This window comes from Dokdonella sp., from assembly GCF_036518555.1.
Taxonomy (GTDB): Bacteria; Pseudomonadota; Gammaproteobacteria; order Xanthomonadales; family Rhodanobacteraceae; genus Dokdonella_A.
Genome location: NZ_DATDMY010000114.1, coordinates 1 through 14,309, shown reverse-complemented (window position 1 = coordinate 14,309; position 14,309 = coordinate 1). Strand labels below are relative to the sequence as shown.

18 protein-coding genes are annotated in these 14,309 nt (G+C 71.9%); 16 read left to right on the top strand and 2 right to left on the bottom strand.

Annotation, left to right across the window (positions count from 1 at the left end; genetic code table 11):
- The coding region (locus tag VI238_RS07000; protein WP_331649864.1) for a hypothetical protein at positions 1-258 on the top strand (258 nt) is incomplete at its 5' end.
- An 84-nt stretch (positions 259-342) separates the two neighbouring features.
- Positions 343-1,248 (top strand): DMT family transporter, encoded by a 906-nt coding sequence (locus VI238_RS06995; RefSeq protein ID WP_331649862.1) that lies wholly within the window; start codon positions 343-345, stop codon positions 1,246-1,248.
- Here the strand turns inward: VI238_RS06995 and bioA are convergent.
- Positions 1,245-2,732: an adenosylmethionine--8-amino-7-oxononanoate transaminase gene (gene bioA / locus VI238_RS06990; RefSeq protein ID WP_331649860.1), complete on the bottom strand. Its 1,488-nt coding sequence runs from the start codon at positions 2,730-2,732 to the stop codon at positions 1,245-1,247. The two genes, VI238_RS06995 and bioA, sit on opposite strands and share 4 nt — an antisense overlap.
- Positions 2,733-2,776: 44 nt before the next feature.
- Here bioA and gspG point away from each other — a divergent pair, with 44 nt between their 5' ends.
- From gspG to VI238_RS06920, 14 genes are all read left to right on the top strand, one after another.
- Positions 2,777-3,226 (top strand): type II secretion system major pseudopilin GspG, encoded by a 450-nt coding sequence (gene gspG / locus VI238_RS06985; RefSeq protein WP_331649858.1) that lies wholly within the window; start codon positions 2,777-2,779, stop codon positions 3,224-3,226.
- Between the two features lie 11 nt (positions 3,227-3,237).
- Complete coding sequence (gene gspH, locus VI238_RS06980) at positions 3,238-3,807, top strand: type II secretion system minor pseudopilin GspH (protein ID WP_331649855.1); 570 nt, start codon at positions 3,238-3,240, stop codon at positions 3,805-3,807.
- Entirely contained in the window at positions 3,804-4,172 is a 369-nt protein-coding gene (gene gspI, locus VI238_RS06975; RefSeq protein WP_331649852.1) for a type II secretion system minor pseudopilin GspI, read from the top strand. Before gspH ends, gspI begins: the two co-directional genes overlap by 4 nt.
- A gap of 62 nt (positions 4,173-4,234) precedes the next feature.
- On the top strand, positions 4,235-4,960 hold the full coding sequence (gspJ, locus tag VI238_RS06970) for a type II secretion system minor pseudopilin GspJ (RefSeq protein WP_331649850.1): 726 nt from the start codon (positions 4,235-4,237) through the stop codon (positions 4,958-4,960).
- On the top strand, positions 4,957-5,952 hold the full coding sequence (gspK, locus tag VI238_RS06965) for a type II secretion system minor pseudopilin GspK (protein WP_331649848.1): 996 nt from the start codon (positions 4,957-4,959) through the stop codon (positions 5,950-5,952). The genes gspJ and gspK overlap by 4 nt, the downstream gene beginning before the upstream one ends.
- Before the next feature lie 53 nt (positions 5,953-6,005).
- Positions 6,006-7,211 carry a type II secretion system protein GspL gene (gspL, locus tag VI238_RS06960; RefSeq protein ID WP_331649846.1) on the top strand — a complete coding sequence of 402 codons (1,206 nt, stop codon included), beginning with the start codon at positions 6,006-6,008 and terminating at the stop codon, positions 7,209-7,211.
- Positions 7,208-7,699 (top strand): type II secretion system protein M, encoded by a 492-nt coding sequence (locus VI238_RS06955; protein ID WP_331649844.1) that lies wholly within the window; start codon positions 7,208-7,210, stop codon positions 7,697-7,699. Before gspL ends, VI238_RS06955 begins: the two co-directional genes overlap by 4 nt.
- A 133-nt stretch (positions 7,700-7,832) precedes the next feature.
- Positions 7,833-8,597: a type II secretion system protein N gene (gene gspN, locus VI238_RS06950; protein ID WP_331649842.1), complete on the top strand. Its 765-nt coding sequence runs from the start codon at positions 7,833-7,835 to the stop codon at positions 8,595-8,597.
- A complete protein-coding gene (locus tag VI238_RS06945; protein WP_331649840.1) occupies positions 8,594-9,403 on the top strand; it encodes an inositol monophosphatase family protein in 810 nt (269 codons plus the stop codon). Before gspN ends, VI238_RS06945 begins: the two co-directional genes overlap by 4 nt.
- Before the next feature lie 295 nt (positions 9,404-9,698).
- On the top strand, positions 9,699-10,259 hold the full coding sequence (gene nudE, locus VI238_RS06940) for an ADP compounds hydrolase NudE (RefSeq protein ID WP_331649838.1): 561 nt from the start codon (positions 9,699-9,701) through the stop codon (positions 10,257-10,259).
- Positions 10,256-11,059 (top strand): 3'(2'),5'-bisphosphate nucleotidase CysQ, encoded by an 804-nt coding sequence (gene cysQ / locus VI238_RS06935; protein ID WP_331649836.1) that lies wholly within the window; start codon positions 10,256-10,258, stop codon positions 11,057-11,059. The genes nudE and cysQ overlap by 4 nt, the downstream gene beginning before the upstream one ends.
- 92 nt (positions 11,060-11,151) lie before the next feature.
- Positions 11,152-11,940 (top strand): nucleoside triphosphate pyrophosphohydrolase, encoded by a 789-nt coding sequence (gene mazG, locus VI238_RS06930; protein ID WP_331649834.1) that lies wholly within the window; start codon positions 11,152-11,154, stop codon positions 11,938-11,940.
- Positions 11,941-12,060: 120 nt separating this feature from the next.
- Complete coding sequence (locus VI238_RS06925; protein WP_331649832.1) at positions 12,061-12,669, top strand: OmpW/AlkL family protein; 609 nt, start codon at positions 12,061-12,063, stop codon at positions 12,667-12,669.
- Entirely contained in the window at positions 12,669-13,739 is a 1,071-nt protein-coding gene (locus VI238_RS06920) for an NAD(P)/FAD-dependent oxidoreductase (protein ID WP_331649830.1), read from the top strand. Before VI238_RS06925 ends, VI238_RS06920 begins: the two co-directional genes overlap by 1 nt.
- A 27-nt stretch (positions 13,740-13,766) precedes the next feature.
- Here the strand turns inward: VI238_RS06920 and VI238_RS06915 are convergent.
- A partial coding sequence (locus tag VI238_RS06915; RefSeq protein ID WP_331649828.1) for a hypothetical protein occupies positions 13,767-14,309 on the bottom strand: 543 nt, incomplete at its 5' end.

Here is a 14,309-nt window from a genome sequence, read left to right as displayed (position 1 = left end):
CACGTCGAGCGCGCGCGCTTCGACGACGTGCTGCGCAGGATCGCGGGCGCCCTGCATCCGCGCGGCCTGTTCCTCGCATCGATGCGCGAAGGCGAGGGCGAGGCTTGGGAGCATGGCGAGTCCGGGGACTACCGCCTCGTGCTCTGGCCCGCTGGCGCGCTGCATGCGCGGCTCGCGGCCGCGGGTTTCGAGGTCGAATGGGGGGCACGCCACCGCGGCAACGGCGACTGGCTGTACTTCATCGCGCGCCGTCGTTGAGTTGCGGCGCTTGCGGACATGACGAAAGGTTCGCGCGCGAACCACGCGCTCGTCGTACGCTAGCCGCTTCGCAACGGAGGCGTCATGACCCAACGTGGCTGGATCCTGTTCCTCGCCCTCAGCGTGATCTGGGGCGTGCCCTACCTGCTCATCCGCATCGCGGTCGCCGAGATCGATCCACTCGTCGTCGCGTTCGGCCGCACGACGATCGGCGCCTTGCTGCTGCTACCGGTCGCGCTGCGCGCGAACGCGCTCGCACCCGCGTTCCGCAACTGGAAACCGCTGCTCGCGTTCACCCTCGTCGAGATCAACGGACCGTGGCTGCTGCTCGGCCACGCCGAGACGCGGCTCACGAGTTCGACCGCGGGCCTGCTCATCGCGATCGTGCCGCTGATCGCCGCGGTGATCCTCACCCGCCTGGGCCACGACCGCTTCGGCGCGCGCCGCTTGCTCGGGCTCGGCCTCGGCTTCGCCGGCGTCGCCGCGCTGGTCGGCCTCGACATCCATCTCGACGATCTGCCCGCGGTCGGCGCGGTCGTGCTCACCTCGATCGGCTACGCGATCGGCCCGATCATCATCGACCGCAAGCTCGGCGGCGTGCCGCCGCTCGGCGTCGTCACCGCCTCGCTGATCCTCGCGAGCCTCCTGTACGCGCCGTTCGCACCGTTCCTCTGGCCACACGAGGTGAGCCTCGCCGCGGGCGGCTCGGTCGTCGCGCTCGCGGTGTTCTGCACCGCGACCGCATTCCTCCTGTTCTTCGCGCTCATCGCCGAAGCCGGCCCCGGCCGCGCGACCGTGATCACCTACATCAACCCCGCCGTCGCGTTGCTGCTCGGCGTCATCGTGCTGCACGAGCCGCTCACGGCGGGCATGGCGATCGGGTTTCCGCTCGTGATCCTCGGCTCGATCCTCGGCACGTCGAAGTCGGCGACACCACCGTCATCGGGAGAATCGCGCGATGCGATGATTCCGGAATCGCCGAGCGCCTAGCGCAACGCGACCTCGATCCCCTCGGCCGCCACCGCGACCATCCGGTCGATCTCCTCCGGCGTGATGCAGTACGGCGGCATGAAGTACACGACGTTGCCGAGCGGGCGCAGCAGCATCTCGTGCGCGAGGCCGTGGCGGTAGACGCGCAGGCCGCGGCGTTCGGCGGCAGGGAAGGGTTCGCGCGTGCGCTTGTCCTTCACGAGTTCGATCGCGGCGATCATGCCGGTGCGGCGCACGTCGGCGACGTGCGAATGATCGGCGAGCGGCGTGAGGCGCGTGTCCAAATGCGCGGCGAGCGCACGGTTGCGTTCGAGCACGGGTTCGTCGCGCAGCACCGCGAGGGTCGCGAGCGCGGCGCGGCATGCGATCGGGTTGCCGGTGTAGCTGTGCGAGTGCAGGAACGCCTTGCCGGCCGAGTATTCGGCGTAGAACGCGTCGTAGACGCGCGTCGTCGTGAGCACCGCGGACAGCGGCAAGGTGCCGCCGGTAAGACCTTTCGAGAGGCACAGGAAATCCGGCACGATGCCGCCCTGTTCGCATGCGAACAGGGTGCCGGTGCGGCCGAAGCCGACCGCGATCTCGTCGGCGATGAGGTGCAGGTCGAATTCGTCGCAGAGCGCGCGCAGGCCGGTCAGGTACGACGCGTCGTGCATGCGCATGCCACCCGCGCACTGCACGAGCGGTTCGACGATGACCGCGCAGCATTCGGGTGCGTGGCGTTCGAGGATCGCGCGCAGCTCGCCGAGGCGACGCTGCGCGCACGCGGCCGCGCTTTCGCCGGGTGCGGCGTCGTAGGCGTCGGGCGACGGCGCGAAGATCGGCTCGAGCAGCAGCGGCGCGTAGGTCTGCCGGTACAGCGCGACGTCGGTCACCGACAGCGCACCGAGCGTCTCGCCGTGATAGCCGCCGGTGAGCGCGACGAAGCGCGTGCGTTCGCCGCGGCCGACGTTGCGCCAGTAGTGGAACGAGAGCTTGAGCGCGACTTCGATCGCGCTCGAGCCGTTGTCGGCATAGAACACGCGGGTGAGGGTGGGCGCTACGTCGATCGCGGCGGAAGCCGCTCCCACGGCAAGCGGGGCACCTGTCGCGGCTGAAGCCGCTCGTGCGGAAGCGGCGTTGTGTGGGAGCGGCGAAAGCCGCGATGCTCCTGCTCTTTCGCTTCCACCGCGCGGCGCGATGCGCACGAGCTCCTCGGCGAGCTGGATCGCGGGCTCGTGCGTGAAGCCCGCGAGCATCACATGGTCGATCCGGTCGAGCTGGTCCTTGAGCGCGGCGACGATGCGCGGATGGCGATGGCCGAGCAGGCAGGTCCACCACGAACTCACTGCGTCGAGCCAGCGGCGGCCGTCGTGGCCGTACAGCCACGCGCCTTCGGCACGCGCGATCGGCAGCATCGGCAGGGTTTCATGGTCGTGCATCTGCGTGCACGGGTGCCAGACCACGGCGAGGTCGCGCGCGGCGAGTTCGGAGGCGTAGAGCGTCATGGCTGCTATGATCCCGGGCATCGCCATCGCCGCACAAGCACGCCATGCCCAGCCGCCAGTCCCCAGCCCCCCGACCTCGTGCAGCGCGCGGCTTTACCCTCATAGAAATCCTCGTCGTCGTCGTGATCCTCGGCATCCTCGCCGCGATCGTCGTGCCGCGCGTGATGGAGCGGCCGGGCGAAGCGCGCATCACGCGCGCGCGGCAGGACATTCAGGGCATCGTGACCGCGCTCAGCATGTACAAGCTCGACAACTTCGCCTACCCGAGCACGGAGCAGGGACTCGACGCGCTCGTGACCAAGCCGTCCGGCCAGCCGGAAGCGCCGAACTGGAAAGGGCCGTACCTCGACCATTCGGCGAAGGATCCCTGGGGCCATCCGTACCAGTACGCGCAGCCGGGCCAGCACGGCAGCATCGACGTCTACAGCTTCGGCGCCGACGGCAAGCCCGGCGGCGACGGCGAGGCCGCCGACGTCGGCAACTGGGAACAGTAAGCGGCGCCGCGATGCGCGCGTCGGCGACCGGCGCCCGCAGGCGCACGCGCGACAGGGCGGCGCGCGCGCGTGGCATCTCGCGCGGCTTCGCGCCGCGCGGTTTCACCCTCGTCGAGATCCTCGTCGTCGTCGTCATCGTCGGCGTGCTCGCGGCCGCGCTCACGCTCGCGGTCGGCGGCAGCAGCGAGCGCAGGCTCGCCGGCGAAGCGGAGCGTTTCCAGGCGCTGCTCGGCCACGCCTGCGAGCAGGCGGAACTCGGCGGTCGCGAGATCGGCGCGGTGCTCGGCGGCGACGGTTACGCGTTCGTGCGCCTCGACGGCGCGCAATGGCGCTCGTTCGCGCGCGACGACGAGCTGCGCGCACGCACGTGGCCCGCGGGCGTCGGCTTCGACCTGCGCCGCGACGGTCGCGCCGTCGCCGCGGCGACGGCGGAGCGCGCGGTGCCGCAGATCGTCTGCTTCTCGTCGGGCGAACTCACGCCGTTCGCGTTGACCCTCTCGCTCGGCGACGCGACGCCACGCCGCATCGACGGCGACGAGGACGGCCGCGTGCGCGTGCAGACCGTCGAGGCGCCGCGATGAAGCCCGGGCGCGGCTTCACGCTGGTCGAGGTGCTCATCGCGCTCGCGGTCGTCGCGATCGCGCTGCTCGCGCTCACGCGTGCGGCGAGCGTGCAGGTGCAGTCGTTCGACGGCTTGCGCGAGCGCACGCTCGCGGGCTGGGTCGCCGCGAACGTCGTCACCGAGACGCGCCTCGCGAGTGCATTCCCCGCGACCGGGCGCAGCGACGGCCGCGTCACGTTCGCGGGTCGCGAATGGCGCTGGGAGCGCGACGTGAAGGCGACCGCGGACGTGGAAATCCGCCGTATCGACGTGCGCGTCTACGCGGCCGCGTCGAAGCAGCCGTCGGCGAGCCTGAGCGGCTTCGCGGGGACCGCATTGCGATGAAGGCGGAAACCGGCGATCGGGAATCGGGGTATCGCAGTGCCTCCATCGAGGCATCGAGATCCGTGCACGCCCGATTCCCGATCGCCGACTCCCGTGGCTTCACCCTCATCGAGCTGCTCGTCGCGCTCGCGGTGTTCGCGGCGCTCGCGGCGGCCGCGTACGGCGGCCTCGCCGCGATCGCGCGCACGCGCGGCGCGCTCGCCGAGCAGCAGGAGCGCTTCGCCGCCATCGGCCGCGCGGTGTCGTCGCTCGAACGCGACCTGCGCCAGGCAGTCTCGCGCCCCGTGCTCGGCAACGACGGCCTCGTCGCGCAGCCCGCGCTCGTCGGCGGCGTCGACACGATCGAGCTGTCGCGCCTCGGCTATGCGAATCCACTCGCCGAATCGCGCAGCCACGTCGAACGCGTCGTCTACACGAACGAACGCGGCACGCTCCGCCGTGGCCGCTACACCGTGCTCGATCGCGCGCCGAACTCGCTGCCGCTGCAGCGCGACCTGCTCGCGCGCGCGGGCGAGCTGCGCTTTCGCTACTACGGCTGCGACGGTGCCTGGCGCGACGCGTGGCCGCCGCGCGAGGTGCCTGCGTGCGACGTGGATGCGGTGCCGAACGGGCAGCTGCCGCGCGCGGTCGAGTTCCGCCTCGCACCCGCCGGGCTCGGCGAGATCCGCCGCGTGGTCGAACTGCCGTCGTCTCTGCCGCAGAACGTGTCCGGCGCCGCGCCCGGCGGCGACACGCCGCCGCCGGGGCACGGCGAGCGGCCGCAACCGCCACGCGGAGGGAGCGCGTGAACGCGCCGTCGCGCCAGCGCGGCGTCGCGCTGCTCGTCGCGCTGCTCGTGGTCGCCCTCGCGGTGATCCTCGTCGCGGCGCTGCTCGATCGCGGCGAACTCGCGCACGCGCGTACGCGCAACACGCTGCGCGGCGAACAGGCCGAGGCGTATGCGCTCGGCCTCGAAACCTATGCGGCGCAGGGGCTCATCGCGGCGCTCGGCAGCAACGAACCGGACACGCACGCGAGCCCGTGGGCGCAGCCGTTGCCGCCGCAGGAAGTGCCGGGCGGCGTCATCCGCGCGACGATGCAGGACCTGGGCGGCTGCTTCAACCTCAACAACCTCGCGCCGGCCGCGCTCGGTGGCGATCCGGCGTGGCGGCCGGTGTTCGACGACCTGCTCGCGGCGCTCGCGCTCGATCCGGGCATCGCGGCGGCGGTCGAGAACTGGCTCGATCCCGAGAAGGCGTCCGTGGTCGAGGCGGCACGCTACCTCGCGCAGCCGCTGCCGTACCGGCCGCGCGGCGGCCCGTTCGCGCACGTGTCGGAGCTGCGCCTCGTGCGTGGCGTCGACGCCGCGGCCTACGCGAAGCTCGCACCGCACGTGTGCGCACTGCCGCCCGGTACGCGCCTCAACCTGAACACCGCGACCCCGGCCCTGCTGCAGGCGCTGCTCGACCATGCGACGCCTGCGGCCGCGCAGTCGCTGTGGCAGAACGGCGCCGCCCGCTACGGCAGCGTCGCGGAGTTCGTGGGCCAGCTCGCGCCGCTCGGCGTGTCGCTGCGCGTGCCGTCGTCGCTGCTCGACGTGCGCAGCGGCTATTTCCTCCTGCGCGGCGACATCGTGCTCGACGGCGTGCCGTTCACGTGCTTCAGCGTGATCGAGCGCGGGCAGGGCGGCGTGCGCGTGCTCGCGCGCAGCCGCGGCGCCGACGACGTGCTCGCGGTGGCGGCGCCGGTCGGCGCCGATGCCGCCGCCGACCCGGCCAGCGAAGCTGCAACGGCGCGCTGAGCACGCGCGCGGTTCTCGACTACAATCGGCGCGGTTTCCTTCGCCGTCCCCCGATGTCCGACCGCCTGCTGCTGCGCCTCGCCCCCGACGGCAGCCTGACCTGGCTGCGCCCATCCGCTGCGCGTGCGTCGGCCTCCGTCGCGGGCGCGCCGCCCGCGGACGTCGTCGCGCGTGCCGACGAGATCGTCGTGCTCGTGCCGGCCGAGGACGTGCTCGTCACGGAGGCGAACCTCAGCGCGCGCAGCCGGACCCAGTTGCTGCAGGCACTCCCGTACGCGGTCGAGGACCAGTTGCTCGCGCCGGTCGAGGATCTGCACTTCGCCGCCGCGCGCAAGGCCGACGGCGCGCTCGGCGTCGCGGTCGTCGCGAAGACGGTCCTGCGCGACTGGCTCGCGCGCCTCGCCGGGGCCGGCGTGCAGCCCGACGCGCTCGTGCCCGAATCGCTCGCGGTACGCGCGGCCGGGCCGTATTCGTGCGTGATGATCGAGGATGCGCGCGCGGTCGTCCGGCTCGCGCCGTGGTCCGCGTTCGCCTGCAGCCTCGCCGAGTTGCCGGGCTGGCTCGCACTCGCCGAGCCGCGCCATCCGCTCGAGGTGTTCGATTTCCGCGCGGCGACGCCGCTCGCACTGCCGCAGCACGCGCACGCGTACCACGCGCGCCAGCGCGACCCGCTCGCGTTCCTCGCCGGCGGTCTCGCCCAGCTGCCGCTGAACCTGCTCGACGGCGAGTTTTCTCCGGTCCATCGCCACGCGCGCGGGCGGCGCTGGTGGCGCACCGCGGCGGCGCTCGCCGCGGGCGTCGTCGTACTCGCGCTGGCCGGGCTCGCTGCCGATGTCTGGCGCCTGTCGCGCGAATCCGCGCGCATCGAGGCGCAGGCGCGCGAGGCCGTGCGCGAGGCGTTCCCCGACCTCGATGCGAACCAGCTCGCGCGCATCGATCCGGCGCAGCTCATGCGCGGCCGGCTCGAACACGAACGCGGCGGCGTGCAGGCGGACGGCCTGCTGCGCCTGCTCGACGCGCTCGGTCCCGTGCTCGGCAACGGCACCACGCGCATCCAGCTGCGCGGCCTCGAATACCGGGCCGGCGTGCTCGAGGTCGCGTTGCGCGCGCCCGATACCGGCGTGCTCGATCTCGTGCGCGAGCAGGTCGCCGCGCTGCCGGGCCTGAAAGCCGAGCTGACCGCGGCGAACGCGGGCCCGGACGGCGTCGACGGTCGCGTGCGCGTCGAACGCGCCGAGGGCCGCGGAGGTGCGCCGTGATCGCCGCATGGTGGAACGGACTCGCCGCGCAGGAGCGGCGCGTGCTCGTCGTCGGCGGGTTCGTCGCCGCGCTGCTGCTCGGCTGGGCGCTGCTCTGGTACCCGCTCGCGCAACGCCGCGCGGAACTCGAACGCGACCTCGAACGGCAGCGCGGCGACCTCGCGTTCGTGCGTGCCGGGGCGACGGAAATCGCGCGCCGGCGCGCGACCGGCGCGCAGGCGGGCGGGCAGCGTGCAGGCAAGTCGCTGCTCGCGCTCGCCGACGCGACCGCGCGCAACGGCGGCCTCGGCGATGCGCTCAAGCGGGTGGAGCCGGCGGGTGCGAAGACGGTCAAGGTCGCGTTCGAATCCGCGCGCTTCGACGCGCTCGCGGCCTGGATGGAAGCGCTCGCGGACCGCTACGGCGTCGAGGCCGTCGAGCTGTCGGTCGACCGCGCCGACGGCATCGGCATCGTCAACGCGCGCGTGACCCTGCAGGACGCGCCGTGAACGCGCGGCGCCGGGCGGGCGCGGCGCATGCACCGTTTGAACATCCTCTTGACGTCGTGCTAAGAAGCGCGCCGGCATGCTCGTGCGCCGACGCCGCCGGCCCCCATCCGAATCCGCGAATCCCGACCCCGACATGCGCCTGCTCAAGATCCTCCTCGTCCTCGTCGTCCTCGTCGCGATCGTCGGCGTCGCCTGCCTGTGGCGGCTCCCGGCCGATATCGGCTACCGCTACGGTGCGCGCTACTTCGGTCCGGTGGTGCTGACCGGCCTGCGCGGTACGGTCTGGGACGGCCACGCGGACGGCGCGAGCCTGTTCGGCAACGACCTCGGCGAACTCGACTGGACCGCGCAGAAGCAACCGCTGCTGCACGGCACGCTCGTCACCGACATCCGCATCAAGGGCGGCGACATCGACGTCGGCGGCGAACTGACGCGGCGCGGCGACGGCAGCGTATCGGCCGAAGGGTTGCGCTTCAGCGTGCCCGCGTCCCGGTTCGAGCCGTTGTTCGACGGCAAGCTCCAACTGCGCGGCACGATCAGCGGCGTGCTCGACACGGCGACGTTGTCGAATGCGATCGTGTCGAGCGTCGCCGGCACGGCGCACTGGAGCGAGGTCGGCGTCGTCGGCGACGTCGATGCGCGGTTCACCGATCTCGTCGCGGAGTTCTCGTCGCAGCCGGACGGCAGCGTCGCCGGCACCGTGCACGACGACGGGCGCGGCACGATCGCCGTCGACGGCCGCTTCGTGCTGCGACCGCCGATGCTCGACGGCGAAGCGACGCTGAGCGCGCGCAACGGCGATGCGCAGGCGCTCGAGACACTGCGCCACCTCGGCGAACCGCAGCCGGACGGCAGCACGCGCGTGGCCGTGCACGGCCGCATGCTGCGGCTGCCGTGAGCGCGCCGCTCGACGACGCCTTCCTCGCGCGTGCGCTCGCGACCGCGCAGCGCGCCGCCGACGCCGCCGAGGCGGTGATCGAACCGCGCTGGCGCGCGCGCGATTTCTCGGTCGAAACGAAAGCCGACGCGACGCCGGTGACGGAAGCGGATCGCGATGCCGAGGCGGCGATCAAGCGCGTGCTGCGCGAGGATTTCCCCGGGCACGCGTTCTACGGCGAGGAGGAGGGGCGCGAAGGCGAGGGCGAGTTCCTCTGGCTCATCGATCCGATCGACGGCACCAAGGCGTTCGTGCGTGGTTATCCGATGTTCTCGACGCAGGTCGCGCTCATGCACGCGGGCGAACTCGTGCTCGGCGTGTCGGCGTCGTTCGCGTACGGCGAACGCGCGTGGGCCGTGCGCGGCGGCGGCGCGCACCTGCGCGATGCGCGCGGCACGGTACGCCGCATCCATGTCGCCGCGACGCGCGCGTTCGATGCCCAGGCCGCGATCTCGACCGGCAACCTCAAGTCGCTGGCCGGCTCGCCCGCGCGCTGGGCCGCCTACGGCGACCTCGTGCGCCGCGTCGGCCGCATCCGCGGCTACGGCGACTTCCTCCACTACCATCTGCTCGCGCGCGGCGCGATCGACCTCGTGATCGAGTCGGACCTCAACATCCTCGACATCGCGCCGCTCGTCGTGCTCGTGCGCGAAGCCGGCGGCACGTTCACCAACCTCGACGGCCAGCCGATCGGCCTCGACACGCGCAGCGCCCTCGCGGGCACACCCGAACTCCACGCGCAGGCCATCGCCGCGTTCAACGCCTAGCGTCCGCCGCGCTTGAGTCAGGCCAGGAATAGAGCGGAAAGCCTGAAACACGAAGGACACGAAGGAAGAGCAAATCGATTGTGCCGGGATTTCCTCCGTGTGCTCCGTGTTTCGATCTTTCGCTTTGAACCAGCCCCAAAAGCCTGAAATACGGAGCGCACGGAGAAAGCGAAGCCAATACCTCTGGTTCTTCCTTCGTGTCCTTCGTGTCCTTCGTGTTTCAGGCTTTGCTTTCGCTTCGGGCCTCGGGCCAGCGAGCGAGGCGTGCGTCGCGTGGGCGCGATACAATCTAGCGATGCGAACGCCTCCGAAGATCCTCGCCACGCGCCGCGTCGACGGCAGTCGCTTCCTCCGGGCGGAACAGGTCGACCTCGAGTTTTCCAACGGCGAGCGCCGCACGTTCGAGCGCCTGCAGAGTTCGGGGCTCGGTGCGGTCATCATCGTGCCGATGCTCGACGAGGACACCGTGCTGCTCGTGCGCGAGTACGCGGTCGGCGTCGACCGCTACGAGCTCGGCCTCGCCAAGGGACGGCTCGACCGCGACGAGACCGCCGAGCAGGGCGCGAACCGCGAGCTCAAGGAGGAGATCGGCTACGGCGCACGCGAGCTGCACATCCTCGGCACGTTGTCGGTTTCGCCCGCCTACATGACCGCGATGACGCACGTCGTGCTCGCGCGCGAGCTGCACGAGGAGCGCCTCGTCGGCGACGAGCCCGAGCCGCTCGAGGTCGTGCCATGGAAACTGTCGGAGCTGCATCGCCTGCTCGAGGAACCGCAGGTCACCGACGGCCGTTCGATCGCCGCGCTGTTCATGGCGCGCGAATACCTCGCCGGCCGCTACCGGCCGCAACCGTGAGCCGCGACCTCGACCATCTCGCGCGCGCGGCCTGCGCGATCGCCGAGCGCGCTGCCGCGGCGATCCTCGACGTGTACGAATCGGATTTCGCGGTCGAGCACAAGGACGACCGCTCGCCGCTGACCGCGGCCGATCTCGCCGCGCATCGCGTGATCGTCGACGGCCTGCATGCGCTCACGCCCGAGCTGCCCGTGCTGTCGGAGGAATCGGCGGCGATCGCGTGGGGCGAACGCAGCGGCTGGAGCCGCTACTGGCTCGTCGATCCGCTCGACGGCACGCGCGAGTTCGTCAAGCGCAACGGCGAGTTCACCGTGAACATCGCGCTCATCGACGACCATCGCCCGGTGATCGGCGTCGTGCAGGTGCCCGTCGGCGGCGATCTCGCCTGCGGGTGGCAAGGCGGTGGCGCATGGCTGTCCGTGTCCGGGGAGAAAGCACGCCGCCTGGGCACGCGTCGGCGCGCGACGCCCCTCGTCGTCGCGGGCAGCCGTTCGCACGCATCCGAGCACGAAGCGCAGCTGCTCGCGCGGCTCGGTCCCTGCGCCAAGCTGCCGCTCGGTTCCTCGCTGAAGTTCGTGCGCATCGCCGCAGCGGAGGCCGATCTCTACCTGCGCCTCGGTCCGACCTCCGAGTGGGACACCGCGGCCGGCCAGTGCGTGCTCGAGCAGGCCGGCGGCGCCGTGCTCGATTTCGCCGGCGAACCGTTCCGCTACAACACGCGCGAGTCGCTGCTCAATCCGGATTTCTTCGCGGTCGGCGATCGCGACGCGGACTGGTCCGCGTTGCTCGCCAAGCCCTGACGCGGCGCGGCCGCCGCGATGCGTACACCCCCAGGCCCTCAGCCGTCGACGTCGCGGCTGAAGGCGTTCCCCCATCGACCGTCGGGATCCGCATGCACTCGATCGACGACCTCCTCGCCATCATGGCGCGCCTGCGCGACCGCGACCGCGGTTGCCCGTGGGACCTCGAGCAGACGTTCGAGACGATCGCGCCGTACACGATCGAGGAGGCCTACGAGGTCGCCGACGCGATCGACCGCAAGGACCATGAGAACCTGCGCGACGAGCTCGGCGACCTGCTGCTGCAGGTGGTGTTCCATGCGCGCATGGCCGAGGAAGCGGGCCACTTCGCGTTCGCGGACGTGGTCGGCTCGATCTGCGACAAGATGGTGCGGCGCCATCCGCACGTGTTCGGCGAGGCGCGCCTCGATTCCGCCCAGGCGCAGTCGGCGAACTGGGAGGCGCTGAAGGCGGGCGAACGCGCCGCTGCCGGCGACGACGACACGAGCGCGCTCGCGGGCGTCCCGCGCGGCCTGCCGGAATGGCAGCGCGCGCTCAAGCTGCAGCAGAAGGCCGCGCGCGTCGGCTTCGACTGGCCGACCGTCGAGCCCGTGTTCGACAAGCTGCACGAGGAAATCGACGAGGTGCGCGCGGAGTTCGCCGCGGGCGCCGACGCCGCGCGTCTCGCCGACGAGATCGGCGACGTGCTGTTCGTCTGCGTGAACCTCGCGCGCCACGCGAAGGTCGACGTGTCGCAGGCGTTGCGCCACGCCAACTCGAAGTTCGAGCGCCGCTTCCGCCGCATGGAGGCGTTCGCGGCGGACGACGGCACCCGACTCGCCGCGCTCGACCTCGACGCGCAGGATGCGTACTGGGTGCGCGCCAAACGCGAGGAGCGCTGACGCGCGTCGCGGCGCGTTGTCGCACCGGCGCGCGACTTGACGCGCGTCAAGTGGAGGGCCGGGCGCGCCACCAGAATCCGTTCGACGACTTTTTCACTTTCCCATCGAACGGAGTACCCCATGTTGCGTACGCTATCCCTCGCGGTCCTGCTCGCCCTCGGCGCCACCGCCGCGCACGCGGAACAGGGCGACTGGCAGATCAAGCTCGGCGCCCATGCGGTCGATCCGAAATCCGGCAACGGCCGTCTCGCCGGCGGTGCGCTGGCGACGGACGTCGATTCGGCGTGGAGCGCGACGGTCACGCTCGAATACGCGATGACGCCGAACCTCGGTGTCGAGGTGCTCGCGGCGTGGCCGTTCGAGCACGACGTCAAGCTCAACGGCGCGAAGGCGGCGACGGTCAAGCAACTGCCGCCGACGGTGTCGCTGCAATGGCATTTCATGCCCGACGCGAAAGTGAGTCCGTTCGTCGGTCTCGGCGTCAACTACACGCGCTTCTTCTCGATCGACGAGACCGGGCCGCTCGACGGCAAGAACCTCGATCTCGGCGATTCGTGGGGCCTGGCCGCGCACGCAGGCATCGACGTCGCGCTCGCGCCGCGCTGGTCGCTCACCGTCGACGCGCGCTGGATCGACATCGATACCGACGCGAAGGTCGACGGCGCGAAGGTCGGCTCGGTCGCGATCGACCCGCTCGTGTACGGCGTCGCGGTCGGCTACCGGTTCTGATGGACGGCAGCCACGTCGCAGCCGCGCCGCCGATCGTCACCGACGCGTTGATCGTCGGTGCCGGTCCGGTCGGCCTGTTCCAGGTATTCGAGCTCGGCCTGCTCGGCCTGCACGCGCACGTCATCGACGCGATGCCGCAGGCGGGCGGGCAGTGCATCGAGCTCTATCCCGACAAGCCGATCTACGACATTCCCGCGCTGCCGCGCTGCGGCGCGCGCGAACTCGTCGAACGCCTGCTCGAACAGGCGCGCCCGTTCGCGCCCGAGTTCCATTTCGGCGAGGTCGCGAGCGGGTTCGAGCGCACCGCGCAGGGGCGGTTTCGCGTGACGACCCGGGGCGGGCTCGCGTTCGACGCCGGCGTCGTCATTCTCGCGGCCGGGCTCGGGGCGTTCACGCCACGCATGCTCGACCTCGACGAAGCGCGGCGGCTCGAAGGCATCGCGGTGCACTACAAGGTTGCGGACGCGACCGCGTTCGCGGGGCGCGAAATCGTCGTCGCCGGCGGCGGCGACTCCGCGCTCGACTGGGCGACCGAACTCGCCGGCCTCGGCGCGCAGGTCGTGCTCGTGCACCGCAGCCCGAAGTTCCGCGCCGCGCCGGCGAGCGTCGCGCGCATGCAGGCGCTCTGCGACGAGGCGCGCATGCAGTTCCTCGAAGGCGACATCGTCGGCCTCGATGCCGACGGCGACGCGCTGCGCGCGGTGCGCGTGCGCGCGCGCAGCGGCATCGTCCAGCGCGTCGGCGCCGAGCACCTGCTCGTGTTCTGGGGCCTGCACCCCGCGCTCGGGCCGATCGCCGAATGGGGACTCGGGCTCGACAAGAACCAGATCGTCGTCGATACGGCGACGTTCGCCACCGACCTGCCCGGCGTGTACGCGGTCGGCGACGTCAACACCTATCCCGGCAAGAAGAAGCTGATCCTCAGCGGCTTCCACGAGGCCGCGCTCGCCGCATTCGCGGCGAAGGAACATCTCGCTCCGGGGCAGAAGGTCCCGCTCCAGTACACGACGACGAGCCCGGCGATGCACCGCCGCCTCGGCGTGTCGCCGGATCTTTCCGACGTGATCTGAACGCCGCGCGTCGCGATCGGGTGCGGGTCATGCCGCAGCGGTCGCGGCGACGTCGGCCGCGGCGGCTTCGACGAACCGCGGTTCCGCGAGCCCGAGCAGCACGGCTTGCGCGCTCGCGCGCTCGCGTTCGCCCGGCGTCGGTGCGGCCGCCACCCGCACGGGACAATCGATCGGAGCGTCGAGCCACGGCTGAAGCGCGCCGCGCAGCGCGAGCTGCGCGCCGATCGACACGCCGTCGAGGGTTTCGCGCGAGGGCAGCCCGCGCCCACCCGCATGCAGCAGCGCGCGCGCGCAGCCGTGCGAACGCACGACCCGGCCGTCGGGCGGAAAGCTCAGCGCGCGGCCGTCGCAGGCGATCGGGTCGAGCCCGTCGGCAATGCCGTTGGCGAGCATCGCCAGGCGCGGATGGGGGCTGAGCGCGAGCGGGTGCGCATGGCGCAGGCCGTGCCGTTCGGCGTCGGCGATGATCGCCGGCGCGATGCCGCGCGCCGTCGCCCGGCCGCGCAACACGCTCGTCAGCGCGGCGCGCGCGCCGTCCTCGCGCGCGAGCGTCGCGTTCGCGCGCAGGCT